Genomic DNA, 26186 nt, shown 5'->3' on the forward strand with positions numbered 1-26186 from the left:
CCCTCCGCACTCCGTACGACGGCGCCCGGACCCCTGCACGAGGTCCGGGCGCCGTCACGTGCGCGCGGATCCGGTCAGCCGGCCCGCCGGATGACGCTCACGCCCTCGCGCACGGTGAGCACGCTCTGCCGCACCCGGGGGTCGGCCGCGACGTGCGCGTTGAACGCGCGCATCGCGACGGTGTCGGGCTGCTGGTCCCGCTCGTTGGCGACGCCGCCGAACTGGAGGACGTTGTCGGCCAGGAGCAGTCCGTGCGGGGACAGCTTCGGCAGCACCGCCTCGTAGTAGTCGATGTAGCCGGGCTTGTCGGCGTCGACGAAAACCAGGTCGAAGGGGCCGGGCAGGTTCCCGACCGACGTCAGGGCCGGCCCCTCCCAGAGGCGGATGCGCTCCGCCCAGGGGGAGGCCGCGAAGTGCTTGCGCGCGATCGAGGCGTGCAGCGGGCTCAGTTCACAGGTGTGGAGCTCGGCGTCCTCCGGCATCGCCTGGGCCATGCAGAGCGCGGAGTAGCCGGTGAAGGTGCCGATCTCCAGGATGCGGCGGGGCCGCAGGGCGAACACCACGGAGGCCAGGAACTCCCCCTCCAGACTCCCCACCATCATGGCCGGCAGGTCCGTCTCGGCCTCGGTGTCGGCGACCAGGGCGGCCAGCCAGGACGGCGCGGGGGAGGAGACCTCCTCGGCGTACTTCTCCACGACCGGTCGTACGATCATCCTCGGTTCCTTCCCGCGGGGTCGGTGTGGGCGTGCCGGTCGTGGCCGTGCAGCCGTCGGGCCAGCCAGTGCGTCAGCTCCTCGCGGGCGGGCCCGCGCAGGTAGAAATGGCCGCCCGGGAACGCGGTCAGCTCGGTCTGCGCCGAGGTGGCCTGCGCCCAGGCCGCCGCGTCCTCCGCGTCGACCTCGGGGTCCCCGGTGCCGTAACAGACGCTCACCGGTACCGAGAGGTCGCGGCCGGTCCCGGGACGGTAGGTGCCCACCAGGCGGTAGTCCGCGCGGAGCATCGGCAGCATCATCTCGCGCAGGCCCGGCAGCTGGAGCAGCCGTGCGTCGGTGCCGCCGAGCCGGCACACGTCGGTCCACAGCTGCTCGTCGTCCAGGTGCTTGTCGTCCGGGCGCTGCCGGGCCGGCCCCGGACGACCGGAGACGACCAGCCGCTCCGGGAGCGCCTCGCCCGCCGTGCCGAGCATCCGGGTGACCTCGTGCGCGACGGAGGCGCCCATGCTGTGCCCGAAGAACCACACGGGCTTGTCGTCCAGCTGGGTCAGCGCCTTGGCCAGCGGCTCCACGAGGCCGGGCATGTCGGTGCAGCAGGGCTCGCCCATGCGGTCCTCCCGGCCGGGGTACTGCACCACCATGCCCTCGACGTCCTCGGGCAGGTCGCGCACCAGCGGGCGGTAGAAGCTCGCCGCCCCGCCGCCGTGCGGGAAGAACACGAGGCGCCGCACGGCTTCGGGCCGGGGGAAGTAGCCGCGCAGCCACGGGTTGGGGACATCGGTGCTCACGGGACCTCCAGCAGATCCGAGGCGGCGAGGAGTTCCGGCGGCGCCTTCGGGTGGCGCAGTCGTACCGGCCCGCAGGCTTCGCTCACACGCATCGCCAGCTTCGCCAGGGCCACGTGGTACTGCACGTGCCCCCGGCTGTCGGCGCCCGACCGGACCTCGTCCCAGGTCGCGGCGACGGCCCGTGCCGTGGCCTGCGGCCACAGTTCGCGCAGCACCTCGCTGTACGAGGCACCCTGCGCCGGACCCAGGTGTTCCACGCTCGGCACCCGCAGGTGCGGGGCGGCGGAGTCGCCGAAGCGCACCAGTTCCTTCATGTCGCCCGGCATGTGCGGGCGCATGCTCCACTGCACCGGGCCGTGCGTGTTGACCAGGGTGAGGTGCCCCCCGTCCGTGCCCAGGGTGATGCGGTGGAAGAGGTGGCTGTAGTTGTCCGGGTCGGAGGGCACCAGCTCGTTCTGGAGCCGGAAGGACATCGGAACGCCGGCGAAGCGGCCGGTGAGGCTCCGGTACGGTGCCTCCGGCGCCTGAGGGGGTGCCCCGTCGACGCCGTGCGGGCGGATCGACCCCAGCGCCCGGCCCAGGATGTCGAAGACCGTGTAGAGCACCTGGAAGGCGCAGGTCACGTCGAGGAACAGCGGCTGCTGCCGGGCCACCAGACCGCGGGCGGCGCCGATGAACCGGCGCACCGGCTCCACGTGCGGATAGTGGGTGTTCAGCCGGAACACCACCCCCGACTCGGTGGCAGCGCGCAGGCACGCCACCAATTCGTCGGGGTGCAGAGGGTGTTCCTGCAGCACGTGCACGCCGCGGCGCATCAGCGCCTGGGAGAGCCGGGGCCCGGGGCCGCCGTTCATCACCCCGCCGACGACCACACAGGCCAGGTCGACGTCGTCGGGCACCTCCTCGACCGTGGACCACAGCGGTACGCCGTGGTGTGCGGCGCAGGCGCGGCTGCGGGCACTGCCGGACGCGAGGATCCCGGCCAGCTCGAAGCCGAAGTCCGGCCGCTCGAAGGCCGCCAGGTAGGCGCGGCCGAAGCCGGTGCCGGCCACCAGGACGCGCGGGCGGGTCACAGCTCGCCCTCCTCCATGGCACGGGCCGCGAGGATCGGCCGGTCGAGAACCTCCAGCAGCCCGACCGCGGGCTCGGCCCGCAGGGCGGCGAGCACGGTCGTGGCGTCGAGCACGTCGGAGCCGAAGTGCACCCCCGGGCCCGTTGTGCCGTCGAGCACCGCCAGCACGGCCAGCGCACTGGCGAGGCCGGTCAGGGCGTACGTGTCACCGGCGCGCAGGGCCAGGCTGCGGGTGGCCGGGCATCCGGTGTCATCGGTGCCGGTGACCTCGAACAGCATGAGCTGGAACGGGTTCCTGCCGAACAGGTCGAGTGCCGCGGCACGGGTGAGCTCCTCGGCCGCCTCGGCGAGAGCGGACTCGCCGCGCATCGCTCCCTGAAGCCTGCTCAGACAGTTCATCATGTGCGCGCCGCCGTCGAAGACGTTGTACCAGTCGATCTCCGTGAGCCCGGTGATCTCGGGGAGCCGCGCGGACTCGAAACTCAGGTAGGGGTAGACGTCCACCCGGTGGTGCGCGTAGGGCAGTTCGACGCCGGTGCGCGGCTCCAGCTCGCGCTCCACGCGGATGCCGCCCCTGATCGCGCCGCGGGCCTCCCCGTACGCACCGCCCATGGACAGCAGGTAGTCGGCGGCTCCGGCCGGGGTGAGCCGGTCCATCGTGCCGACGTAGGCCGTCAGCCGGTGCGGGCGGCTCAGGGTGGAGCACAGGTGGCGGGGGAGCAGACCGGTCAGGCCCGGCTGCATGCCCGCGGTGATGACGGCGGTACCGGTGAAGGTGCCCGGCCGGGTCAGTGCCTCCAGCAGCGGCTCGTCACCGCCCGGGTCGACGTAGTCGGCGCCGGCCGCCGCCGCGGCCCAGGCCACCCGGTCCAGGACCTGGTAGGACGGGCCCGCGCAGTTGAGGACGACGCGCGCGCCGCGGCAGAACCGGGCCAGCGACCGGCCGTCGTACAGGTCCACCTCGACGGCCTCGCCGCGCAGACCGGACTTGGCCAGCAGGGTTTCGGCCTGGCTGCGGTCGCGCCCGCCGAGCCGTACGACGGCGTCGGGAAGGCGGTCGGCGATGGCCCGTACGGCGGCCGCGCCGACGGCGCCGTAGGAGCCGACCACCGCGACCGACGGGGTGCTGTGCTCGCTCACGCGTTCTCCTCATCGGGCAGATCGATCACGTCGGAGGTGACCAGTTCACGGCAGGTGTAGTGGTCGCCCGGCACGGTCTGCCGCAGGACTCCGCCCACGCAGACCGACTCCCACAGCGCGGTCATGTCGGCGGCCATGGTGGGCCAGATCGGGGACTCCTCGCCGTGCACCAGCAGCCGGGCCTCCCCGGTGTACAGACCTGGGTCGTGGGCGACGACGCAGGCCGCCAGCGCCCGACCCCGCGCGAGGCGTTCGGCGAGTTCGTCCGTGCCGAGCCCCAGAGCCCCGGCGAGCCGGGCCAGCCGCTCCTCGCGCGGGAGCGCGCCGAGCGCGGCGGCCGTCTCGCCCACGGCTCGCAGCTCCGGCTCGATCCGGTCCGCCAGCGCGGTCGGCGCACCGGGCGGAATGTCACCGGCGGGGGCGAGCGCGGCGAGCGCCGACCCGAGCGCGCGGACGTCCGGGTAGCCCAGGGCGGCCGGGTCCTGCCCGTGGTCCAGGCAGAACAGCGCCTCCTCGAGGACGTCGTCGCGGACGGTGGCGGGCAGCGGGTAGCTGCTCAGCACGGTCAGCCCGCACACCGGGGTGCCGAGCTCGGCCAGCTGCTGGGCGACGGTGAGCGCCAGTACACCCCCGCTGTGCGCGCCGACCAGATGGAACGGACCCGGGCTCAACACCCTGACCCGCGCCACGATCTGCTGCGCCACGTCGTCCAGGCTCTGCCCCTCGGCCACCCGCACCGGCGGCACCACCACCACCGGGTCGAGCGTTCCGAGGCCGTCGGCGAGGCGCTCCGCCTGGCCGCCCAGCCCGTCGCCGACCAGGACGTGCACCGGGTTGCCGAGAGCGTCCGCCGTCCCGGTCAGCACCAGCTCGTCACCGGATGCGCCCTCCTCGGACAGGTCCTGTCCCCGCTGGAGGAACGCGGACAGCTCACGCACCGACGCCCCGCCCAGCAGCTCGCGCAGCAGCTCGTCGAAGAAGACCTCGGCGGCGGCCGGCACCTGCTCGCGCAGCGCCGTGACGAGCTGGGCGGCGAGCAGCGAGTCCCCGCCCAGCGCGTAGAAGTTGGTGTCGAGCGGCACCTCCGACTCGCGCAGTACCTCCGCGTACACCGCGGCGACGCCCAGTTCCAGTTCGCCGGCCTCGCGCACGCTCTCCCCGGCGACCGCGGCGCCCGCCGCGTGGTGCTCCCCGGCCCACCGGGCCAGGGCGGCGCGGTCGACCTTGCCGTTGTCGGTCAGCGGCAGCGCGTCCAGAACCTCGAAGCGCGACGGGATCATCTCCGCCGGGAGCCGCTCGGCGAGCCGCCGGGCCAGCTCCTCGGTGTCGAGCGGCTCCCGGTCGGTCTTGAAGCGGGCCGCGAAGACGTGCATTCCGATGCGGGCCAGCTCGTCCTCGGGTGCCGGGACGCACAGCTCCAGGTCGCCCCCGGCCTCGGCCAGCAGGTCGTACCACTGTTCGCGGCCGATGAAGGTCTGGTCCTTGCCGTGGCGCACGTCCTGGAAGTCCCCGGCGGTGGCGTCGAAGAGGAACTCCATCGAGGTGAGGATCTGGTAGTTGTCGCGCGTCGTCTCGATGAAGACCAGCCATCCGCCGGGCACCAGCGCCTCGCGCATCCGGCGCAGGACCGCGCGGGCGTCCTTCGCGTAGTGCATGACGTTGCCGCACAGGATCACGTCCACCGAGTTCGGCATGACGCCCTGGTGGCGGTACGGCTCGTTGAAGTCGAACAACGCGTAGTCCACCCAGGGATGTGCGGCGAACCTCTCACCGGCCTTGTTCAGGAAGAACTGCGACACGTCGCTGAAGGTGTAGCGGACGTTCTCGCCGTCCAGCGCCGGAATGGTGTCGACGCTGGTGCCGCCGACACCCGCGCCGACCTCCAGCACCCGCAGCGGACGGCCGGAGGTGTTGCGCCGGGCCACGCCCAGCACGGTGGAGGTGGCGAGCCGGTTGAGGTAGCGGGAGAGGAACCCCTCCATGTAGGCGGCCTCGTGGATGCTCAGGTCGCCCTCGGGGAACAGCATCCGCAGCGGGTCCCGCTCGCCGCGCATCAGCTCCGGCAGGTGGGTGGCGGCGAGCTTGAAGTAGTTCACCAGCTCGGGACGGTCGTTGGCCTCCGGCAGCAGCCGGTCGACCTCGGCCCACGCCTGCTCGACGTCTTCGGGGGTGACCAGGCGCGGACAGCCGAAGGTGCCGTCCGCGGCCCGCTCCAGGTAGCCGTTCTCCACGCAGGCGGCCAGCCAGCGGCGCACCAGCCGCTCGTGCTGGGGGGCCACCCTGGCCAGCCGCATGATCTCGGAGGTGCTGTGGCGCGTGGCGGTGTCGGGCCACACGCCTTCCTGGCGCAGGACGTCGACCATGCGGCGCAGCGCCGCGTCGTCGAGCACGGCCGCGAACTCGACCACCTTCGCTACGTCCACCCCGTCGCGGATCTCCTCGGCCGCCGCGAGCACCTCGGGCACCAGGGCCGTGTCCACGGCGTGGCCGGCCGGGTCGGCGGGCGAGGGCGAGACGAAGGCGACCAGTCTGCGGTCGTTGCGCTCGCCCTGCGTGGTCAGCGCCACCGCGTCGACCTGCGGATCGGCGGCCAGGGCCGACTCCACCTCGGCCAGTTCGATGCGGTGGCCGCGGATCTTGACCTGCCGGTCGTCGCGGCCGATGAACTCCAGAGTGCCGTCGGGCAGGTAGCGGGCGAGGTCACCGGTGCGGTACACCCGCTCGCCGTCCGGCAGCGCGAAGAAGCTCGCCGCGGTCTTCTCCGGGTCGCCCAGGTAGCCCTTGGCGAGGCCGGTGCCGGCGATGTACAGGTCGCCCACGACGAGGTCGGGGCTGGGCCGCAGGAGCGGGTCGAGCACGTGGAAGCGCTGGTTCTCCAGCGGAGTGCCGTACGGGATGCTCGGAGCCGCCGTGTCGACCTCGCCGATCGGGTGGAAGATCGACCAGATCGACGCCTCGGTGGCGCCGCCGAGACTGTACAGCTCCACCCGGGGCAGTCGTGCGCGGACGGCGTCGGGGAGCGTCACGGGTATCCAGTCCCCCGACATCATGCCGAGGCGCACGCTTGCGCAGTCGTGGCCGTCGCCGCGCAGGTACTCCTCCAGCAGCATCATCTGGGCGGGCACCGTGTTCAGCACCGTCACGCCGTGCCCGGTGATCAGCTCGGCCCAGTGCGAGGGGTCGCTGCGCCGCTCCGGGTCGGGAAGCACGAGGGTGCCGCCCCGGCCGAGGACGCCGAAGACGTCGAAGACCGACAGGTCGAAGCCCAGGCTCGACAGCCCCAGCGCGACATCGTCCCCGCCTATCCCGAACCTGCGGCACACGTCGTCCAGGGTGTTGACCGCCGCGCGGTGACTGATCTCCACGCCCTTCGGCTCACCGGTCGAGCCCGAGGTGAAGATGACGTACGCCGAGTCGTCCGGGGAGACCTCGACCTCGTCGGGAGCGGCCGTGGGCAGCCGGTCCACGTCGATACGTCCGACGTCTGCGGGCAGTTCGCCGCCGACCGTGCTGTGCGTGACCACCAGGCCGATCCCGGCGGACTCGATGATCTTGTTGCGCCGGGCGTCGGGCTGGCCCGCCTCGACCGGCACGTACGTGCCCCCGGCCAGCAGCACCCCGAGCGCCCCGGCGACCTGCTCCCAGCCCTTCTCCAGCACCACCGCGACCCGCTGGTGCGGCCGGTGGCCCCGCGCGGTGAGCGCGGCGGCCACGGCGCCGGCCCGGCCGCTCAGCGTCGCGTAGTCGACGCTTCCGCGGTGGTCGATCACCGCTGCCGCGTCCGGGCGTCGGCGGGCCGTGTCGAGCAGCGCCCGGTGCAGCAGCGCGTCGCTCACGGGCCGGGCGGTGTCGTTGACCGCCGCGCGCCGCCGTGCCTGGTGTGCGGGCAGGGTGAGCGGGTCGCCCTCCCACGCCTCGTCCCCGTCGGCGAGCCGGTGCAGGAGGTCACGGAACGCGGCGAACATGTCGTCGAGGACCGGCTGGGGCACGGTGTCGTCCCGCACGTCCCAGTTGACGAGCAGCGCCCCTGCGGCCTCCATCGCCTGGCAGTCGACCCAGACCTGAGGCGTCTGACTGATGCCGTTGCGGATCTGGGAGCGCATCATGCCCCGGGGGGCGAGACCGTCGGAGAGTCCGATGGCGCTGGTGAACACCACCGGCATCATCGAACCCTGCTGGCCCCGGCGGCGGGTCAGCTCGCGCAGCACCTCCACGCCCGAGAACAGCCGGTGGTCGAGGTCCTCGAAGAGCTGCTCGCCCGCCCTGCGGGCACGTCCGGCGAAGGTGTCGGCGCAGCCGCCGTCGACGGCCAGCAGTTCGACGGAGGTGAAGTCGCCCACGATGTCGCCCACGTCCGGGTGCAGCGGCAGCCGGCTGAGCACCGTCACGTCGAGGGTGAACCGGGGGCTGCGGCTCCAGCGGCCGATCACCTCGGCGTACGCGGCCATCACGGCTGTCGAGGCGGAGACCTGCTGTGTCCCGGCACGGGTCTTGAGCGCCGACCACAGCGCGGGTTCGAGCCGCAGCTCGCGCCGGGTGAATCCGGCCGCACCGTGCCGGCTGGGCCGGTCGACCAACGGCAGTTCGGGGGCGGGCGGCAGGCTGTCCAGGCGCGCCGTCCAGTAGTCGCGGTCGCGCTCGTACGCGGGCCCCTGGCGCACCGCCCGTTCCGCCCGCAGATAGTCGCGGAACGAGATCCCGGGGGCCGCGAGAGCGGCGTCGGGGTCCTCGTAGAACGTGCCGAACTCGTCCAGCAGCCGGTAGATGCTCACGTAGTCCGCGATCAGGAAGTCGATGGAGAAGTGCAGGACGGCCCGGTCGGTGAACTCGGTGACCTCCAGCGAGTACAGCGGGCACGCGGTGACGTCCTTGGACTCCGCGGAGAGCCGGCCGCGGACCTCGCGGAGGACCTCCTCGCCCGCAGCCGCGGGCAGCGCGGTCGCGTCGTGCCAGCCGATGACGGGGGCGGGCGGGTCCTTCAGCACCCGCTGGTAGCCGTCGTAGTCGATGATCACCCGCAGCATCTCGTGCCGGTCGACCACCCGCTGCCAGGCCCGCAGCAGCCGTTCCCGGTCGAGGGCGGGGAACTCCAGCTCGCCGTAGGCGTGACAGGGCACCGAGCCGTACTCGAAGGCGCCCCGGCGGCCCAGCAGGTAGGCCGACTGGACCTCGGTGAGCGGGAACGGCTCGTGTGCCGCGTCGGGATCGGGTCGCACCTGCTGCGGGCTGCGCTCGCGCAGCACCCGGAGCACCTCCTCCCGGCAGCCGGAGAGCAGGGCACGGCGCTCGGGGGTCATGCTCCCTTCCGGGCCCCGGAAGCGGAGTTTGCCCTCGTCCTCCCACAGGTGCAGTCCGGCCTGTTCGAGTTCGCTGATGATGTCGGCGGCGGTCACAGGACACCTTCTTCCAGTCGGACGGAGGCTTGGCGCGGGTGGCTGCCGGCGATCTCGGCGTCGAGGACGGCGGCGATCCCGGCGATGGTGGGGTGGTTGAAGAGCTGGCGCAGCGAGAGCTCCACACCGAAGCGCTTGGCGAACTGCTGGATGATTCGGGTGGCGGTGAGGCTGTCGCCGCCGAGGCCGAAGAAGTTGGCGCTGCGGCCCACCCCGGGGGCCTCCAGCAGATCGGCCCACACCTCGGCCACCGCGCGTTCGGTGTCCCCCCGCGGACGGTCGTCCGCCGCGGGCTCCTGCGCCGCGTGACGCAGCCCGTACAGCCGCGCGACGGCGGCGCGGTCCACCTTGGCGTTCGCGTTCAGCGGCAGCCGCCCGACGACGGTGAGGTGTTCGGGGAGCATGTGGGCGGGCAGGTGCGCGGCCAGCGCCGCCAGCACCTCCGCCGCGGCCGGTGCGGGATCCGCGCCCTGCTCCGGGGTGACGACCGCGGCCAGGCGGTGCACCCCGGCGCCGGCGTCGACCCACGCCACCGCGTGCAAGACGCCGGGCAGTTCGCGCAGCCTGGTCTCGATCTCGCCGAGTTCGATCCGGTGCCCGCGCACCTTCACCTGGTGGTCGCGCCGGCCGAGGAACTCCAGGATCCCCGAGGGGTGGTAGCGGCCCAGGTCGCCGGTGCGGTACCACCGCTCGCCCCCGGCCGTGACGAAGGAGGCCGCTGTGCGGTCCGGGTCCCCGCGGTAGCCGAGCGCCACACCGGAGCCCCCGATCCACAGCTCGCCGGGCACGAAGTCGGGCCGGTCCCGGCCGTGTGCGTCGACCACGCGGAAGCGCTGGTTGGCCAGCGGACGCCCGTACGGGATCGACACCCACGCGGGATCGACGGCGGTCACCTCGTGGGCGTTCGACCAGATCGAGGCCTCGGTGGCACCGCCCATGGCGACGAGCAGGGCGTTCGGGGCGCTCGCCCGCAGCCGGTCGCACAGGTCCAGCCCGACCCAGTCGCCGGAGACGATCGCCACGCGCAGCCCCGGCAGGCCCGTGCCCGACTCGCAGGCCACCAGCAGCATGTCGAGCAGGGTGGGCACCGTGTTCCAGACGGTGACGTGGTGTTCGGCGGCGAGACGGGCCCAGACGGCGGCCTCCCGCCGGACGTCCTCGGTGAGGGTCACCACGGTGCCGCCCGCCGCGAGCAGTCCGAACAGGTCGTAGACGGACAGGTCGAAGTCGAGTGCCGAGACCTGCAGGACCACGTCGGCGGGTCCTACGCCGTAGCGGGCGTTGACGTCGTCGATGGTGTTGGCGGCGGCCGCGTGGGTGATCTCCACCCCCTTGGGCTCACCGGTGGAGCCCGAGGTGTAGATGACGTAGGCGAGCTGTCCCGGGTCGACCGGCACCGGCTCCGCGAGCGGTGCGGCCGCCGACGCCTCGGCCACCGGCACCAACCGCACCGCCTCGTCCCAGTCCCCGCCGGGCTCCGGGCCGTCCGTGACCAGGGCCAGGCGCGCCCCGGCGGACCGCACGATCCGGTTGCGGCGCGCGGCCGGCTGGCCCTGTCCCACCGGTACGTACGCGCAGCCCGCGGCCAGCACGCCGAGCACGGCGACCGCCTGGTCGGGCCCCTTCGGCAGTGAGACGACCACGGTGTCGCCCGGCCGCGCCCCGAGTGACACCAGGTGTCCGGCGACACCGAGGACCCGGCCGGCCAGCTCGGCGTAGGTCAGGGTCTCGCCGGACGGTGTGCGCACCGCGACGGCGCCGGGGGTGCGGCGGGCGGCGTCGAGGACCGGCTCGTGCAGTGTCCGGGCGGGGCGGGTCACGGCGGTGGCGTTCGCCTCGGCGCGGACCTTCGCCTGCGCCTCGGGAAGGGCGACGGGCGGGGCCGGGCGGGACCAGTCGCTGTCGGCGAGCGCCACCAGCAGGCGGCGCATCGCCTCCAGGGCCGCCGGGATCACCCCGGGACTGTAGAGGCCCTCCACGTGGTCCCAGTTGACGGCGAGTCCGCCGTCGCGCTCCACCACCTGGCAGTCCAGGGCGACCTGCGGGCTCTGGGAGAGCCCGCGGCGCAGCTCGCCGAAACCGAAGGACAGGTCCTTGAAGTCCGCGCTCACCCCGAGCGTGGAGGTGAACACCACCGGCATCAGCATCTGCCCGCCCCCGGAGCGCCGGGCCAGCTGCTGGAGCACCCAGGTGGTGGAGACGTTGCGGTGCTCGATGCCCTTCCACACCTGTTCCTGCAGCCGGCGCACGGTGCCGGCCCAGGACCCCCCGGGACGGCTGTGGTGGCCGAGCAGCATCAGCGAGGTGAAGTCGCCGACCACCTGGTTCACCTGGGGATGCACGTCCTGCCGGTCGAAGACCGTCAGGTTGAGCGTCAGCGAGGTCTCCTCGCTCCACACCGCCAGCACCTCGGCGAAGGCGGCAGCCACGACCGTCGACGCGGTCAGCCCCTCGTCGGCCGTGCGGCGGCGGAGCTTCGCCCAGGTCGCCGGGTCGACGCGGAACTCGTCCCGCACGAACCGCGGCCGGTCGATGTGCTCGGGGTCCAGGGCCGTGGGCAGCGCCGGAGCCGGGGGCAGCTCCTCGATCGCCTGCAGCCAGTACTTCTCGTCCCGCGCCTTGGCGGCGGGATCGGTCCGCTGGGCGAGCAGGTAGTCGCGGAAGGACAGCTCCAGTGCCGGGAGTTCCCGGCCGGGGTCGGCGTACAGCGTGTTCAGCTCGGTGAAGATGGTCATGATCGACAGCGCGTCGAGCACCACGTAGTCGAATCCCACGCCGAACACCGTGCGTCCGTCGTCCCGTTGCACGGCGCGCACGTCGAACAGCGGCCAGGAGGTCACGTCGAGCACCTGCTGCGCCATGTTCTCCAGCGCGTCGACCGCCTCGTCGTGGTCGGCCGCGGTGGTGCGGGTGACGGTGAACCGGTAGTGCGGCACCTCGGGCAGGATGTGCTGGCCGCCCTCGCCGTCCAGTACGGCGCGCAGCATCTCGTGCCGTCGCACCAGCGTGTTCCAGGCGGCCTCCAGCCGGTCCAGGTCGACCTGGTCGCTCTCGAACTCCCAGTACCAGTAAGAGGCGACGCCGCCGAGTACGAAGTCGGGGTCGCGGCCGAGCCAGTAGGCGCGCTGCACGTCGGTGAGCGGGAAGGGCTTGTACCGGTGCTCCGGGTCGGCCGGGACCGTGGCGGGGGCCTGCGCCTCGGTGCGCGTCAGCGTCCGGGCGAAACCGCTCACCGTGGGACGGGTGAACAGGTCGCCGAGCCTGGCCTCGTACCCGTGCCGGCGCAGGGCTGCCAGCAGGCGGGCGGCCTGCAGGCTGTCACCGCCGATGTGGAAGAAGTTGGTGTTCCGGCCGAGGGGCCCGCATCCGAGGAGGTCCGCCCACAGCGCGGCGACCGTCTCCTCCGCCGCGCCGCGCGGGGCGTCCGCCGCGCCGCCGGTGATCCGCTCGCCCACCGTCGCGGCCAGCAGCCGCCCCGCCTCGGCGCGGTCGACCTTGCCGTTGCGGCTCAGGGGCAGTTCGCCGACGGCCACCACCCGGGCGGGGACCATGTACGCGGGCACCTGCCGGGCGGCGGTGGCCAGCACTTCCTCGGTGTCGACCGTGCTCGGGGCGACCAGGGCGTACAGCGTGCCGCCGTGCTCGGCGAGCGGCGTCACCACGGCGTCGCGCACCCCGGGATGCAGGCCCAGCGCGCGTTCGACCTCTCCGAGTTCGATCCGGTAGCCGTTCACCTTGACCTGGAGGTCGGCGCGGCCGAGGAACTCGATCACGGCCCCGGGCCGGTAGCGGGCCCGGTCGCCGGTGCGGTACCAGCGCGTGCCGTCCGCCTCCACGAACTTCGCGGCGGTCAGCTCCGGTGCGCCCACGTACCCCCGGGCCACCCCGGCCCCGCCGATCCACAGCTCCCCGGCCACCCAGTCGGGGCGGTCGCCGCCGTGCTCGTCGACGATCCGGCAGCACTGGTTCGGCAGCGGCACGTTGTACGGGATCGAGACCCAGGAGGGATCCACCTCGGTGACCTCCTGGACGGTCGAGTGGATCGCGGTCTCCGTGGTGCCGCCCAGGACCACGAACACGCTGTCCGGGCGCAGCGCGTGCACCCGGCCCGGCAGGTCGAGTCCCGCCCAGTCGCCGCCGACGAGCTGCAGCCGGAAGGGCCATCCGCCCGGCTCCGGCCGCGACGAGGCCGTGGTCAACGCCATGTCGAGCAGCGCGGGCACGCAGTTGAGGACGGTGGCCCGGTGCTCGGCCGCCCTGCGCAGCCACGTCTCGGGGGAGCGCCGTTCCTCGTCGTCCACCAGGACCAGCGCGCCGCCGCAGGTGAGGGGGCCGAAGATGTCGTAGACGGAGAGATCGAAGTCGAGCGCCGACAGACACAGGGTGCGGTCGGCGGGGCCCATCCGGTAGCGCTCGTTCAACGCGGCCACGGTGTTGTGGGCCGCCGAATGGGTCAGCTCCACGCCCTTGGGTTCCCCGGTCGAGCCGGACGTGAAGATCACGTAGGCGGGGGCGTCCGGCGGAACGTCCACCGGACGCTCGAGCGACGGCAGTCCGCGGTCGGTGCCGCACCGTACGTCGATGTGCGGGATCCGTCCGTCGGCCGCGTCCCGGGCCGGACCCGCGGTCACCGCGCACCGGGCGCCGGACAGCGACTCCACGGTGCGCCGCCGTGCCTCTGGCTGTTCCGTCCCGACCGGCACGTACGCCGCGCCCAGCGCGTGCACCGCCAGCACCGCGACCACCTGGTCGACACCCTTGGGCAGGGTGATCACGACCCGGTCGCCCGCGGTGACGCCGACGGTGCGCAGGACGTGGGCCAGCCGCAGGGCCCGCTGGGCGAGTTCCCCGTACGTCAGCATCCGGCCGGCGCCCCAGAGCGCCGCCGGCGCCCCGCCGCGCTCGGCCGCCTGCCGGAAGAACTCCTCGTGCAGCGCCCGGCGGGGCAGGTCCGCGCGGGTGTCGTTGGCGCCGCGGCGGGCCTGGAGCTGCGGTGCGGGCGGTCGCACCGGCAGGCTCTCCCACCAGGCGCTGGGCTGCGAGGCGAGCAGCCGCACCCGGTTGACGAAGGCCTCGAACATCGCCTCGGGAACACCGGCCTCGAAGAGGTTCTCGGCGGTCTCCCAGTTGATCAGCATGCCGTTGTCGTGGTCGATCACCTGGAGGTCGATCCACACGCCCGACGTCTGCGAACTCATCCACACCGGGGTGCCGAGCACCGCACGGGTCGCCCCGTCGAAGAGCTCACCGAGGCTGAGCGCGCTGGTGAACACGACGCCCGCCCGCCGGTTCGCCCCGGCGGTGGTCCTGGCGAGGTCGCGCAGCACCGAGGTGCCGCCGTATGCCGCGTGCGCGGCATCGTGCCGGTACTGCTCCTGCACCGTGCGGGCGCGCTCGACGAAGGCGCGGCGCGTGTCGGGCGCCACCTGGAGCAGCAGCAGGTCGGTGAAGTCCCCGACGATCCGGCCGACGTCCGGGTGCACCTGGATCCGGTTCAGCACCGGCAGGTTGAGCAGGAACTCCGACTCCTCGCTCCAGGCCGCCAGGACGTCCGCGTAGGCGGCGGCGACGGCCATCGACACCGTCAGGCCGTTGCTGCGGGCGTGCTGGGCGAACCGTTCGTACGTCTCCGGAGCCAGCCAGGCGTGCCGCCGGACCGTGTGCACCCGCTCGATCCGCTCCGGCGGCGCGGCCAGCGGCAGCCGGGGCGCCTCGGGCAGGTCCTCGGCGCGGTCGCGCCAGTAGGAGACGTCGGCCGGGCGGGGCTCCCGGCCGCGCTCGGTGACCAGGCGGCGGTACTCGGGGAAGGTCAGGGCGGGCTGCGCGGGCACGCCGGACGGGTCCTCGTAGAAGCGGGCCAGGTCGCCGACGACGATCCGGAAGCTCGACGCGTCGCAGACGACCATGTCGATGTCGAGGAAGAGCCGGCCCTTCCCGGCCGGCAGCAGCGCCAGCCGCACGTCGAGCCCGCCCCCCTCGGCGAGCGGCAGCGTCTGGTGCGACAGGGTCTCGCGCAGTCGCGCCAGCCGCTGTTCGCGCTCCGGGCGCTCCAGACCCCGCAGGTCGACGACCTCGTCCAGTCCCCGGCACTCCGGCAGGATCCGCTGGCCCCCCTCGCCGACGGCCGCCCGCAGCATGGGGTGCCTGCGGCGCACCGCGGCCACCGCGCCGTCCCAGCGCGCCACGTCGGCGGTGACGTCGAACTCGAAATAGAAGTGCGACCCGGTGTTCAGTGGCATGCCCGGCTGACGGCCCGACCAGTAGGCGTGCTGCATCGGGGCCAGCGGGAACTCACCCGTCCCGGCGGCCGTGCCCCGCTCCGCCTCCGGGCGCGGACCCGTGCCGTCGTCGGTCCCGGACAGCAGCGCGGCCCAGGCGCGCACGGTGGGTTCCTCCACCAGGTCGCCGAAGGTCACCTCCACACCGGCCTCCTGCCAGGAGGCCGCCAGGCTCATCGTCCCGAGGGAGTCCAGGCCGAGCGTGACGAGGTCCTCGTCGAAGCCGATGTCCGCGGCCGGGAGTTCCAGCCGCGCGGCGACGGCGTCGCGGATCTCCTCGGCGGACAGCCTGCGTCCCGCCGTCACCTCACTGGTCATCGTGGCCTCCCGTGCGCTGCCGGGGACGCGCCCCGGCCTGGTCGGTGTGGGGCGCCGCGCTGCGGGCGGCGGTCGTGCAGATGTCGACGTACGCGGCGAGCAGCGACTCGGCGAACTCCGGGTCGAAACGGTCGGGGTTGTAGAACAGCAGCACCCGCACCGTGTCCCGGTCGGGCACGGCGACCAGCTCCAGCTCGAAGCGGGTGGCGACGTCGTCGGGCACCAGGACCTCGAGGCGCAGCCCGCCGGCCCGGGTCGAGTACACCGGGTCCGCCATCATCTGGAACACGACGTCGTCGAGCCGGCGGTCGGTGCCGCCCAGACGGATCGGCAGCATCTGGAACGGCAGCGCCTGGTGGACGAACGCCTCCATCACCGTGCCGTGCGTGGCCCGCAGGTGCGCGGCGAAGTCATCGCCGGTGAGCCGGGTCCGCAGCAGCACCATGTTGGCCAGGAACCCCACGGTGCGCCGGTGTTCGGCGCCGCGGTTGGCGAACAGGGTCGCCACCGCCAGGTCCTCGGTGCCGCTGACCGACTTCAGGGCCCGGTAGTAGGCGGTGAGCAGGGCCACGAACATCGTCGACCGCTCCCGCTTGGCCAGGGCGTCCAGCGCGGCCACCGTCGGCGCGTCCAGGACGTGCTGCACGAGCCTGGTGTCGCGCGGCGCGCCCGCGGTGGCCGGCCGGATCGGCAGCGGGGGCAGCGTCACGTCCTTCAGCCGCTCGCCCCAGAAGGACCTCAGCCGCTGCCCGGAAGGACCGGCCAGGGTCTCGCGCTGCTCCTCGGCGAACCGTGAGTAGGCGGGGGCGTCGCCGCAGGGCTTGCCCTCCAGCGCGGCGCACAGGTCCTCGAAGATCACGTTGCAGGACCACGAGTCGGTCACCATGTGGTGCATGTTGAAGCAGAGCACGTGGTGGTCCTCGGCCAGCCGCCACAGGGTGATGCGCACGGCGCTTTCGGTGGCGTCGATCCGGGTGCCCAGTTCCCTGGCCACCTCCCGGTCGGCGCACGCCCCGGGGTCCGGCTCGCCGGTCAGGTCCACCTCGTGGATCCGCGGTGACAGGGCCGGGTGCACCAGCGCCTTGAGGCGGCGGCCGCCGCCGGTGAAGGTGGTGCGCAACGCCTCGTGCCGGGACGTCACACGGTCGACCGCCTCCCGGAGCCGGTCACGGTCGAGCGGGCCGCGCAGCCTGCACAGCACCGGGCAGTTGAGCGCGCCCTCCTCGCCCCGGTAGCGGTCGAGGAACCACAGCAGCGTCTGGCCCACGGACGGGCGGATCTCGGTGACTGTCACGTCCGGCAACGTAACGACGGTCGTCGCCCGCGCGGCCGCCGCTGAAAGAAAGCTGAGAGGACCTTCACGTTCCTTTCCGGGCACGCGGGCCCCGCCCCGCGTCCGGGTCAGGGTGGGGACACCTGTGTCGCGCGCGGCGCCCCCGCGGGGCGCCGGACCCATCCGGCGACACCGTCACACAGGAGGTCGCTCGATGCCAGCCAACCCCTTCGAAGACCCGGACGCGGGCTACCTGGTCCTGTGCAATCAGCGCGGCCAGCGGTCGCTGTGGCCCGCCCGGCTGCCGGCCCCCGCCGGATGGCTGGTGGAACTGCCCGCGACCTCCCGCGCCCGCGCCCGCGCCCACGTCGAACACGTCTGGCCGGACGTACGCCCACGCCCGTCCGCGGCGGCCGCTTCCACCGCCGAAACCCTTCCCGTGCTCTTCGAACGGGTGGTGGCCGGGCACCGGGAACTGCCCGCGGTCGAGAGCGGGAGCACCACCTTGACGTACGACGAGCTGGCGGCCCGGGTGAACCGGCAGGCCCGGCGGCTGATCGCGGCCGGTCTGGGCCCCGGCGATCTCGTCGGGATCTGCGTGCCCCGCGGTACCGATCAGGTGGTGGCGGCACTCGCCGTGGCGACCGCCGGAGCGGGCTACGTCCCCCTGGACCCGGGCTATCCCCCCGCACTGCTGCGCCACATGACGGCCGACTCGGGGCTGCGGGCCCTGCTGCACACCGGCCCCCCGCCGATGGACGTCACCGGTCTGGAAACCCTCGACCTGACCACCCCCGACCCCACTGTCCGTCCGGCCCGGCCGGTCACCGACGAGGAGCGGCGGCGGCCGCTGCAGGTCGACGACACCGTGTACGTCATCTACACCTCCGGCTCCACCGGGACGCCCAAGGGCGTGGTGGTCCCGCACGCGGGCATGGCGGCGCTCGCCGAGGCGCAGCGGCACTGGATCGGCCCCGGCCCCGGTGACCGGGTGCTGCAGTGGGCCTCGTTCAACTTCGACGCCGGCTTCTGGGACCTGACGCTGGCCCTGCTGTCGGGGGCCACCCTGGTGCTCACCGACGACCGGGCGGTGCTGCCCGGCGAGGAACTGCGCCGTACCCTGATCGACCGGCGGATCAGCCACGCGGTGCTGCCTCCCGTCGCGCTCACCGCCACCGACCCGGACGGCGTCCTGCCCGGTGGGGTGGTGGTCTCCACCGGTGACTCCTGCACCCAGGCGCTGGTGGCCGGGTGGGCGCCCGGGAGGCGCATGTTCAACGGGTACGGGCCCACCGAGATGACCGTGGGAGTGACCATGGCGGGGCCGGTGCGGCCGGGCGAGCCGGTCAGTATCGGTGAACCGTGGCCGGGCAACGAGGTCCGGGTGCTCGATGTCGACCTCCGGCCCTGTCTGCCCGGCGAGGAGGGCGAGCTCTACCTGGTGGGCGAGGGCGAGGCCCTCGGATACCTCAACCGGCCCGCCCTGACCGCGGAGCGCTTCGTCGCGGACCCGTACGGCGAGCCCGGGAGCCGGATGTACCGCTCGGGCGACCTCGGCCACCGGGACAAGGACGGCATGCTCTACTTCACGGGTCGCGCCGACCGCCAGGTCAAGCTGCGTGGCTTCCGGGTCGAACTGGGGGAGGTGGAGGCGGCGCTGGAGTCGTGCGAGGGAGTCCGCCTCACGGCGGTGGTCGTGACCGGCGAGGTGGACTCGGCACGCCTGGTCGCCTTCGTGGTGCCCGGCGCGGACCCGGCCGACGACCTCGCGGAGGAACTGCGCGGGCGGCTCGCCGCGCGGCTGCCCGCGCACATGGTGCCCTCCCGCGTCGAGGTGGTGGCGTCCCTGCCGATGACCAGCAACGGCAAGATCGACCGGCGTGTCCTGGAGCAACGGGCCGCCGGACCCGCCGCCGGCGCCGCGGCACCGCCCGGCGGGCCGGCTGCCGCCGATCCGTCCGACCCGGTGGCCGCGCTGTGCGCACTGGCCGCCAGGGTGCTGGAGGTGCCTGCGGTCGCGCCGGACGACAACTTCTTCGACCGGGGCGGGCATTCGGTCCTGGCGGTGCGGCTCGCCAAGGCCGTACGGGACGAATGGGGGATGAACCTGCCGGTGCGGGCCGTCTTCGAGCGGTCCACCATGGTGGAACTGGCCGGCCTGCTGACCCGGGACTGACCCGGGACGGAGCACGACCGGGGCCGGGGCAGCCCGCGCTCCCGGCCGGCGTGGGCCGGGAGCGTGGACCCGGCGGGCGGCCCCCTTCCCGGTGAGGGGTACCTGAAGGGGGCGGACGCGGCTCAGTCGAGCCGCAGGCGCAGGGCGCTGTGGCCGAACAGGAAGGTGGAGTAGACGCGCGGCGGTTCCGCCAGGATCTCGATCCGGTTCACCCGGCGGACCAGCGAGTCCAGCACGGCGGACAGCTCCAGTCGGCCGAGGAAGGCCCCCAGGCAGAAGTGCGGGCCGTGCCCGAGCGCGAGGTGCGGGTTGTGCTCCCTGCCGACGTCGAAGCCGCGGGGCCGCGCGAAGACCTCGGGGTCGTTGTTGGCCGAGATGTTCCACAGGGTGACGATGTCGCCCGCCGACACCTCGGCATCCCCGATGCGCAGGTCGACGGTGGCCGTGCGGGCGAAGTGCATGGCCGGGGTCACCCAGCGCAGCACCTCCTCCACCGCCGTCCGCACCGCCGCCTCGCCGGTGCGCAGCCGACGCCACTGCTCCTCGTGGGTGCCCAGCGCGTGCAGGGCGCCGATCGTGGTCACCCGGGTGGACTCGTCGCCCCCCAGGATCAGGCTGTAGCAGTTGAGGGCGAGATCGTCCTCCGTCATCGGCTCGCCCTCCACCCGGGCGCCGGCGATCATGCTGATCACGTCCTCGCCCGGACGGCGGCGCCGCTCGCGGACCACGTCCACGAAGTACGACAGGATCTCGTTGCGGGCCTCCAGCGCGTCGAAGGGGTCGTCCTCGGCGCTCTCCGACGACAGGGCGCGCTTGTTCCAGCCCAGCAGCGAGGGCCGGTCGGCCACGGGCAGTTCCAGCAGATCACACACGGTGTTGAGCGGCAGGTGCTCGGCGATGTCCCGTGCGGCGTCGGCCTCGCCCGCACCGACCACGGCGGCCACCAGGGCGTCGGCCCGCTGCCGCACCGCCTCCTCCACGTGCCGCAGCACCCTTGGCGAGAAGGCACGCAGCATCACCTGGCGCAGCTCGCGGTGGCGGGGACGGTCCATCACCGCAAGCATCCGCCCGCCGGCCGAGTCGCCGCCGCTCAGCAGGACGTCCAGCACCGTTCCCCGGGCCGAGCTCAGCCGGTCCGCGTCCTTGTAGCAGGCCTGGACGTCCCGGTGCCGGGCCACCGCCCAGAACCCGGGGCGGCCGTCCGCGGGGGGATGCCAGCGCACCGGATCACTGCGCCGCATCCGGTCCCAGTACGCGTACGGGTCGTGCTCGACGAACGCCTTCGGGTCGGCGAGGTCGAGAGCCGCTCCGGAGGCGTCGTCGGGGCCGTCGGATACGGCGGTGTCGTGGGAGGAGGCCACCGGGATACTCCTTTCGACCCGGACTTCGGGCCTGCACGAGGGGCTCGGCCAGGACACCGGGCCGGTACGGGGTGCTCGTTTCTCGTCTCCGGCTCCGATCCTCACCTCCCGCGCCCGCGCCCGAGGCGGCGCTGAATGAATGACGAAGGTTTCCGCGGCGGCCCTGGGCGTGCGTGCGATTCTCACATCCGAGGCGGCGAAGGGGAGATCGGCCATGGGAGTGCACCGCGGATCCGTGCGCACGCTGTCGAGCACGCAACGGCCCGCGCTCCGGCTGCTCGGGCTGCCGCACTCCGGTGGCCGCGCGGAGAACTTCTCCGGCTGGCGGGACGCGCTCCCCGCCGCGTTCCCCGGGACCGCGGTGGAACTGTGCGCCGCGCAGTACCCCGGGCACGGCGACCGGCTGGCGGAACCGCCGGGGGAGGGGGTCGGCGCGATCGCCGAGGAGATCGTCGCCGACCTGGCCCGGCTGCCGCCGGCGGACCTGATGCTCTTCGGCCACAGCTTCGGTTCGGCCGTCGCCTGCGAGGTGGCCCGCCGGTGCCCCGGGGCGGGCATCGACGTCGTCCTGCTCGTCGCGTCCAGCGCCTGGGCCCCGGGGGACCCGGCCCGGCCCCCTCGTGACGAACACCTGCTGCCCGACGAGGAGCTCTGGAGGCGCCTCGTCGCCCTCGGGGGCATCGACCCCGACATCGCGTCGCAGACCGAGCTCCGTGACCTGCTGCTCCCCGCGATGCGCGCGGACATCGCCGCCCACGAGCGCTACCTCAGCTGCCCGGACCCGGTGTCGTTCCACTGCGACGTGCACGTCTGCATGGCCCGGGGAGATCCCCTCGTCCCGGTTCTGGCCGGCCGCCACTGGGGCCGTCTCACCTCCGGGAACACGAGCATCGACATCAGACACGGAGCCCATTTCCACGTCTTCGACGACCCCGCAATGCTGCTGGAGGACCTGGCGCGGCGGGTTCCCACCCACACGAAGGGAAGCGGTTCGGCGCATGAGTAGTCCTTGGGCAGGTCTGCGGTTGGTCGTCACCGGCGGCGGTTCGGGCATCGGGGCCGCCGTGGTCGCCCGCGCGACCGGGCTGGGCGCCGACGTCCTGGCGGTCGGCCGGCGGGCCGACCGGCTGGCGGAGATGACGGCGAAGGCGCGGACCGAAGGGGCGGGCACCGCGGTGCCGTTCGCCGCGGACGTCACCGCCCCCGATGCCGCCGCACGGATCGCGGAGCGCGCCGGGGAAGCGCTCGGCGGTGTCGACGCCTTGGTCAACAACGCCGGGCACGCGGTCTTCGACCGCCTGGAGGACGCCGCCGAGGCGGACCTGCGGGAGATGATCGACACCAACCTGGTAGCTCCCGCCCTGCTGACCCGGGCGCTGTTGCCCCTGCTGCGTGCCAGCCGGGGTTGCGTGGTCAACGTGTCCTCCGTCGGCGGCGTCCTGGCGATGCCGAACCGGTCCTTCTACGGGGCCAGCAAGGCCGCCCTGAACTCCCTGACCAGGTCGCTCGCCGTGGAACTGGCACCCGAGGTCCGGGTGAACGCGGTGCTGCCGGGCCCGGTCGACACGGACCTGTGGGACCTGGCGGCGGGCGAGGGCGCGGACGCCCTGCGCGAAGGAGTCGTGGCCGGCACCCCTCTGGGACGGTTCGGTCTGGCGTCGGAGGTGGCGGCCTGGGTGTGCCACCTCGTCGACCCCGAGACCTCGTCCTGGATCACCGGCTCCCTGGTGCACGTGGACGGCGGGCGTACGGCCTGAGCCACAGCCCAGCAGCACCACCCGGCCGGCCCGGTCCGGCCGGTCCTGCCATCAGCGGAAAGGCATGAATCAGATGACGCAGACAGCTTCACCGTGGTTCGCCCCGGCCTCGGCGATCCCCTCCTCCTGGCTGTACGAGTCCTTCCGGATCGCCAACGAGCGCGAGCGGGAGCACCCCGGCCAGATCAAGCTGCACGTGGGCGAGCCCGCCTTCGGCCCGCCGGACTCCGTCGCCAAGGAGTTCGCCGACGCCGTCCTGGACGGCCGGGCCCGCTACATCGACGTGCAAGGGCTCACGGAGCTCCGTGAGCGTCTCGCGGGCAAGCTCGACACCGTCAACCGCATCGATACCGAGCCCTCCCGGCTCTTCGTCACCCCCGGGTCGTGCCAGGGGCTCAGCGCCCTGATGCGCTGTCTCGCCGGTTCGGGAGCGGAGATCCTGATGCCGGAGATCCACTGGCCGGTGCATCTGCAGCAGGCCCTTCTCGCCGGATTCCGCCCGGTGTTCTACAAGCTCGACGCGCACTTCTCGCCCGATCCCGAGTCGATCCGGCAGATGGCCACCCCCGAGACCCGGGTGCTGCTGCTCAACACCCCCTCGAACCCCACCGGTGCGGTCGCCGACCTCCCGCTGCAGCAGACCCTGTACGAAATCGCCGACGAGCGGGGCTGGCAGATCATCAGCGACGAGGCCTACGAGGACTTCGCCTTCTCCGGCCCCCACCTGTCGATCGCCGCGCTGGAGCGCGACCGCCCCGCGACGCAGCGCATCGTCAACAGTGTCTTCACCTTCTCCAAGGGGCCGGCGATGACCGGCTACCGGCTCGGCTACGTCGCGGTGTCGCGGCCGGAGACGGCCGCCGCCATGCGCGCGGTCCAGGAGTCCTGCATCATCGCCCCCAACGCGCCCGTCCAGTACGCCGGACTGGCCGCCCTGGACGCGTCGGGTGCCCTCAGCGGCAACCACGACTTCGTACGGGGGAACCGGGACGCCGCGCTCGCCCCGCTGGTCGACGAAGGGCTGCTGCCCGCACTGCCCGGCGGCGGCTGGTACGCCATGGCCGACGTCTCCTCCACCGGTCTGACCGGCGAGGAGTTCAGCGCCGAACTCATGCTCCGTCACGATGTCGTGGTGGTCCCCGGCAGCGGGTTCTCCGCACGGCCCGAATTCGCTCCGGACGGCACGATGCGACCGCTGAAGCCCGGCGGTGTCGCGTCCGGCCTGGTCCGGATCGCGTTCTGCGTCGACCGGGAGCAACTCGTCACCGGGGTGGAACGTCTGGTCGCCCTGGTCCGTGAGAAGAGGCAGCAGTGATACCCACCGAGGTGACCTACGCCTCCTACCTGAAGCTCGACCAGCTGCTGGCCCTCCAGCAACCGCGCGCCTCCGAGGACGACGCGGACCTCACCACGGTGCTCTCCGAGCAGTTCTTCATCGTCAGCCACCAGACCTGCGAACTGTGGCTGAAGCAGATCCTGGGCGACCTCGCCGCCGTGGAGGGCCACTTCCTGACGATGACCACCGCGGGTCTGGAGCGGTCCGTGGACCTGCTCTACCGGTCCAGTGAGCTGCTGCGCCTGCTGCACGAGCAGCTCATGGCGCTCGAACGGCTGCCGTTGGAGGACTTCGTCCAGTTCCGGCAGTACCTCGGCACGGCCAGCGGAGCGCAGTCCAGCCAGTCCCACGAGCTGGAGCGGGTGCTCGGCAGCGCCAGCCGGTCGGGATCGCTGTTCCTCGCCTTCCGTTCCGGGCTGGAGCGGATCGGTGCCGACCTGGAGGAGATCGTCGCCGCGGGTGTGGAGGCGGGGTCGTTCCACCGGGTCGTCGAGGCGATGCTGAGGATCGGCAACGGCTACTTCCAGTGGAAGATCGGGCACGTGGGCCTGGTGATGAAGATGATCGGGGAACAGCGCGGCACCGCCGGCACCTCGGGGGCGGCGCATCTCATGGGCCGCGCCACGATGCCGTTCACCGAACTCCACGAACTGCGCGGCAAGGTGCACGAGCGTCGGCGCCGGCAGACAGGCTGACCGCGGTGGGAGCAGCACCCCGGAACGCGCACGCGTGCGCGTTCCGGGGCCGGCCGGATCAGGTGGCGGCCTCCAGGATGTAGCCCCGCCCCCACACGGTGCGCAGACTCAGCCGGATGCCGTCCAGCCGCTGGCGCAGCCGCATGATGTGCAGGTCTATCGCGTTGCTGGTGACCTCCTCGTTCCTGATGCCGCCCAGGGCATCCTTCAGCGTGTCCCGGCGGACGAGATGGCCGAAGTCGGCCAGGAAACACCGCATCATCTCGCTCTGCGCCTCGGACATGGGCACCGACTGCCCGCCGTAATAGAGCACCCCGGTCGGATCCAGCGCGGGCATGAAGTCGGTTCCGGTGCGCCGCTGCAGGGTGTGGACGCGGGCCGCCAGGTCGAGGCGGGCCACCGGCGGGCGCACCCAGTCCTCGGTGGGGGAGATGTCGCTCGGCGGCGCCGTCTGGCCCTCCACGACCAGCAGACACGGCAGTCCCGCCTTGCGCAGCTGGTCCCGTTCATGGTTCTGCACCGGCCAGCGGAGAAACTTGACTTCTTGTCGGCGAACGAGCGTTGCCATGGCCGTACCCCCGTTTTCCCGTGACACGTGACGACTCGTGTTCGAGGGCCGACGGCTGCGTCGGGGCATGCGCGCGTCCCTCTGGCGCCGCCGCCGGAGTGCCGGCCGATGGGACCGAGGAGCTGGTCCGGGACGCTCACGAGACGTTCTGCTGCCTGGCTTCGACGCCGGTTCCCACGTGACGTCGTCACCGGCCCCCGCAACCTCGATCCTGCCGGGTCCCGATTCCAGGTCGATGCCGGGTGGATTCCGACTCGGCGAGGACTCGATTCCGCCACGCGCCGCCTGCCGCTTCCCGGCGCACCGAGGCCCACCTACCACGAGGTGGTCGGCTCCGGGTCAAGCCGGGGACCGGTGCCGCGGAACTCCCCGTGGGCGGCCGGTTCCCGATGGTCTTCGGCCCGCGTGGCTTCTTCGAGTGGCGGGTGCCGGGTGCCGGGTGATGCCGACGGGGGCGGTGATGACACCCGAGCGGTGGGCCACCCGGGTGATACGCGACCTGATGGTGCCGACGGCCACCAGGCAGGGGGTGCACAGGAACACGAGGTCTGTTTCTGCCGGCCTTCGCCGTGGCCCGTGCGGGTCGACCGAGACGCGTGCGGGCGCGGCAGACCTCAGGGCCTCCTGCCGCCGCCTCGTTTCAGCGCAGCTCGCCGGTGACGATCCACAGGTGACCGAACGGGTCGCGCAGGCGTCCCTCCCGTTTGCCGTACGGGCGGTTCTCCACCGGTACGACCACGGCGCCGCCTCCGGCGACCATCCGCTCGGCGACAGCGTCCTGGTCGGTGAACTCCGCCTCCAGGAGGACCGGGGAGCCGCCGACGTCGTCCGGCGAGAGCCAGCCCCACTCGGGCACTGCCGGGGACAGGGAGAGCGGGGAACCGCCGATCTGCAGGACGACGACCATCACGCGGCCGCTGTCGTCCTGGGCGCGGAAGACCTCCTCGGCGCCCATGGCCTTCTGGTAGTAGGTCGCGGCGGCATCGGGGTCCGGGACGATCAACCGTGGCGTCAGACTCATGGGGCGACTCTATATTCCCCCTGCGGCGATCCGCAGGGGTGATTCGACCAGTTCGAGCCATGTGTCGCGGCCGCCCTTCCGTGCGGGCGGCCGCACCGGGCGCCCATGAGCGGAGCCCGCACCGCGGCAGCGGAGCCCCGCCCGCGACCCTGGCTGCACGACCTGTGGCACCGGTCTGCTGCCCTCCCGGCGTGTCTTCCGCCACTCCAGGTGACAACGGCACTACAGGCGAGGCGAGTTGTCTTTACGGTGGTGGGCGGTGGATCGTGGGTGCTTCGTTCGGGGACGAAGGGAAGC

Annotated in this window: 15 protein-coding genes; 5 read left to right on the top strand and 10 right to left on the bottom strand. The window is 73.1% G+C overall.

Annotated features, from left to right (window positions below; all coding sequences use genetic code 11):
• Window positions 1-74: 74 nt before the first annotated feature.
• Genes ACZ6A9_RS18275 through ACZ6A9_RS18305 form a run of 7 tightly spaced genes read right to left on the bottom strand, consistent with a single transcriptional unit; the run spans window position 75 to window position 16996 of the window.
• On the bottom strand, window positions 75-713 hold the full coding sequence (locus ACZ6A9_RS18275; protein ID WP_468986377.1) for an O-methyltransferase: 639 nt from the start codon (window positions 711-713) through the stop codon (window positions 75-77).
• Window positions 710-1501, bottom strand: coding sequence for a thioesterase II family protein (locus tag ACZ6A9_RS18280; RefSeq protein WP_468986381.1), 792 nt, complete (start codon window positions 1499-1501; stop codon window positions 710-712). Before ACZ6A9_RS18280 ends, ACZ6A9_RS18275 begins: the two co-directional genes overlap by 4 nt.
• A complete protein-coding gene (locus tag ACZ6A9_RS18285; RefSeq protein ID WP_468986386.1) occupies window positions 1498-2574 on the bottom strand; it encodes a Gfo/Idh/MocA family oxidoreductase in 1077 nt (358 codons plus the stop codon). The genes ACZ6A9_RS18280 and ACZ6A9_RS18285 overlap by 4 nt, the downstream gene beginning before the upstream one ends.
• Complete coding sequence (locus ACZ6A9_RS18290; protein ID WP_468986390.1) at window positions 2571-3713, bottom strand: saccharopine dehydrogenase NADP-binding domain-containing protein; 1143 nt, start codon at window positions 3711-3713, stop codon at window positions 2571-2573. The genes ACZ6A9_RS18285 and ACZ6A9_RS18290 overlap by 4 nt, the downstream gene beginning before the upstream one ends.
• Window positions 3710-9106, bottom strand: coding sequence for an amino acid adenylation domain-containing protein (locus tag ACZ6A9_RS18295; RefSeq protein ID WP_468986392.1), 5397 nt, complete (start codon window positions 9104-9106; stop codon window positions 3710-3712). The genes ACZ6A9_RS18290 and ACZ6A9_RS18295 overlap by 4 nt, the downstream gene beginning before the upstream one ends.
• Entirely contained in the window at window positions 9103-15702 is a 6600-nt protein-coding gene (locus ACZ6A9_RS18300; RefSeq protein ID WP_468986395.1) for an amino acid adenylation domain-containing protein, read from the bottom strand. Before ACZ6A9_RS18300 ends, ACZ6A9_RS18295 begins: the two co-directional genes overlap by 4 nt.
• Complete coding sequence (locus ACZ6A9_RS18305) at window positions 15692-16996, bottom strand: condensation domain-containing protein (protein ID WP_468986397.1); 1305 nt, start codon at window positions 16994-16996, stop codon at window positions 15692-15694. The genes ACZ6A9_RS18300 and ACZ6A9_RS18305 overlap by 11 nt, the downstream gene beginning before the upstream one ends.
• A gap of 193 nt (window positions 16997-17189) precedes the next feature.
• Here ACZ6A9_RS18305 and ACZ6A9_RS18310 point away from each other — a divergent pair, with 193 nt between their 5' ends.
• Window positions 17190-19151, top strand: a complete 1962-nt coding sequence (locus ACZ6A9_RS18310; RefSeq protein WP_468986401.1) for an amino acid adenylation domain-containing protein — start codon at window positions 17190-17192, stop codon at window positions 19149-19151.
• 122 nt (window positions 19152-19273) lie between these two features.
• On the opposite strand, the gene ACZ6A9_RS18315 is transcribed toward ACZ6A9_RS18310, so the two are convergent.
• Window positions 19274-20512 (bottom strand): cytochrome P450, encoded by a 1239-nt coding sequence (locus tag ACZ6A9_RS18315; RefSeq protein WP_468986404.1) that lies wholly within the window; start codon window positions 20510-20512, stop codon window positions 19274-19276.
• Between the two features lie 214 nt (window positions 20513-20726).
• Here ACZ6A9_RS18315 and ACZ6A9_RS18320 point away from each other — a divergent pair, with 214 nt between their 5' ends.
• From ACZ6A9_RS18320 to ACZ6A9_RS18335, 4 genes are all read left to right on the top strand, one after another.
• Entirely contained in the window at window positions 20727-21518 is a 792-nt protein-coding gene (locus ACZ6A9_RS18320; RefSeq protein ID WP_468986406.1) for a thioesterase II family protein, read from the top strand.
• On the top strand, window positions 21511-22269 hold the full coding sequence (locus ACZ6A9_RS18325; RefSeq protein ID WP_468986409.1) for an SDR family NAD(P)-dependent oxidoreductase: 759 nt from the start codon (window positions 21511-21513) through the stop codon (window positions 22267-22269). Before ACZ6A9_RS18320 ends, ACZ6A9_RS18325 begins: the two co-directional genes overlap by 8 nt.
• 73 nt (window positions 22270-22342) lie before the next feature.
• Window positions 22343-23584 carry a pyridoxal phosphate-dependent aminotransferase gene (locus ACZ6A9_RS18330; protein ID WP_468986412.1) on the top strand — a complete coding sequence of 414 codons (1242 nt, stop codon included), beginning with the start codon at window positions 22343-22345 and terminating at the stop codon, window positions 23582-23584.
• The gene (locus ACZ6A9_RS18335; RefSeq protein WP_468986414.1) at window positions 23581-24300 is read left to right on the top strand and encodes a tryptophan 2,3-dioxygenase family protein; all 720 of its coding nucleotides are present in this window, start codon (window positions 23581-23583) and stop codon (window positions 24298-24300) included. The genes ACZ6A9_RS18330 and ACZ6A9_RS18335 overlap by 4 nt, the downstream gene beginning before the upstream one ends.
• Window positions 24301-24358: 58 nt before the next feature.
• Here ACZ6A9_RS18335 and ACZ6A9_RS18340 read toward each other — a convergent pair whose 3' ends face one another.
• Both ACZ6A9_RS18340 and ACZ6A9_RS18345 read right to left on the bottom strand, forming a co-directional pair.
• A complete protein-coding gene (locus ACZ6A9_RS18340) occupies window positions 24359-24820 on the bottom strand; it encodes a helix-turn-helix domain-containing protein (protein ID WP_468986417.1) in 462 nt (153 codons plus the stop codon).
• A 688-nt stretch (window positions 24821-25508) separates the two neighbouring features.
• Window positions 25509-25889: a VOC family protein gene (locus ACZ6A9_RS18345; RefSeq protein ID WP_468986421.1), complete on the bottom strand. Its 381-nt coding sequence runs from the start codon at window positions 25887-25889 to the stop codon at window positions 25509-25511.
• Between the last annotated feature and the right edge of the window lie 297 nt (window positions 25890-26186).

The organism is Streptomyces sp. NPDC041124 (assembly GCF_055592385.1).

What these genes read in the sequence shown, in the direction of transcription:
- ACZ6A9_RS18275 (WP_468986377.1), bottom strand. Translation starts at nt 713, where the DNA reads ATGATCGTACGACCGGTCGTGGAGAAGTACGCCGAGGAGGTCTCCTCC.
- ACZ6A9_RS18300 (WP_468986395.1), bottom strand. Translation starts at nt 15,702, where the DNA reads ATGACCAGTGAGGTGACGGCGGGACGCAGGCTGTCCGCCGAGGAGATC.
- ACZ6A9_RS18310 (WP_468986401.1), top strand. Translation starts at nt 17,190, where the DNA reads ATGCCAGCCAACCCCTTCGAAGACCCGGACGCGGGCTACCTGGTCCTG.
- ACZ6A9_RS18320 (WP_468986406.1), top strand. Translation starts at nt 20,727, where the DNA reads ATGGGAGTGCACCGCGGATCCGTGCGCACGCTGTCGAGCACGCAACGG.
- ACZ6A9_RS18325 (WP_468986409.1), top strand. Translation starts at nt 21,511, where the DNA reads ATGAGTAGTCCTTGGGCAGGTCTGCGGTTGGTCGTCACCGGCGGCGGT.
- ACZ6A9_RS18330 (WP_468986412.1), top strand. Translation starts at nt 22,343, where the DNA reads ATGACGCAGACAGCTTCACCGTGGTTCGCCCCGGCCTCGGCGATCCCC.
- ACZ6A9_RS18345 (WP_468986421.1), bottom strand. Translation starts at nt 25,889, where the DNA reads ATGAGTCTGACGCCACGGTTGATCGTCCCGGACCCCGATGCCGCCGCG.